Annotated in this window: 3 protein-coding genes; all 3 read right to left on the bottom strand. The window is 52.1% G+C overall.

All coding sequences use genetic code 11. From position 1 onward, the window contains the following. The coding region (locus ACTHUR_RS12320) for a hypothetical protein (protein WP_440398762.1) at positions 1-269 on the bottom strand (269 nt) is incomplete at its 3' end. After that, positions 262-534, bottom strand: a complete 273-nt coding sequence (locus tag ACTHUR_RS12315; RefSeq protein ID WP_003757680.1) for a DUF1799 domain-containing protein — start codon at positions 532-534, stop codon at positions 262-264. The genes ACTHUR_RS12315 and ACTHUR_RS12320, both read right to left, overlap by 8 nt. Before the next feature lie 47 nt (positions 535-581). Continuing rightward, the coding region (locus tag ACTHUR_RS12310) for a phage tail assembly chaperone (RefSeq protein WP_440398760.1) at positions 582-945 on the bottom strand (364 nt) is incomplete at its 5' end.

Raw genomic sequence — 945 nt, 5'->3', positions numbered from 1 at the left:
GCCTTACCGCCTGCAATCTTAACGGCTATATCGCGGCGGATGGCATTCTCCAGAGAAGCCAAAGACCGTTCCGTCCGCTTCGATGCCGCCGACACTACCGTCGACGATTTCTCTGCGCCGTCGCCACTATGTACCAATCCGTCAGAAATACGCCGCCCCTGGGAAGATGCCACGTCCCCCAAAGACTTAATGGACTGTTTTGCCTTTTCTACGCCGCTGACGACACCGCCTGTTTCGGCGGTAATATAAATCTTGGTTTCGTTATTCATGTTCGCCTGCCCACATTGACAACACTTCAAGCTCCATCATGCGGACTTTCTCCAACAGTGTTTTCCGTTTCTTCGGCTTGATATTGCCGCATTCCATAACCGCTGCGACGGCGGAATAATCCAACCCCGTCGCACCCGACATTCCGATACGCCACTGCGTCGATACTGCAATAAACAGTTGCACCGCCTGCCAGTTGCACGGCCATACGCCAAAAGTGGTCTCCTCTTCTGAAAAATCGTCCGCCGAAAATCCGAATACATTCAATTCCGCCTCGTCAGGCTGCTTCTCATAAAGCGCACGCGCGGCGGCAATCAGTTTCCCTCGCGGGCATTGAAGACTTCCTCAACATAGCCGTTGACGATGGCAAACACCGCCATCGGATAGCTATCCAGCAGGATTTCGACATTCTGCCGGTCGAATGCTTCTTCCAAATCCCAGCCTTGAACACAATCCAAGACGGTATCTGCCGTCCAGCCGTCTTTATGCTTTTCGGTAAATTCTTTCATCGCCTTGCGGCCGCGCGCCTTAAATTCAAATTCGACGTCCGCAGGCTCTGCACCGGGAACAGGGATTTTCACGGTATGTCGGAAAGTTGCATCAGGCTTCAAAGTGAGTTTTGCCATTTCAATACTCCAAATAAATAAGGTTGCCCGAGCAACTCGGACAACCTTGATA

The organism is Neisseria sp. P0021.S007, from assembly GCF_051956855.1.
Note: the sequence above shows the minus strand (reverse complement) of the source record. Positions and strands in the feature narration are given on the sequence as shown.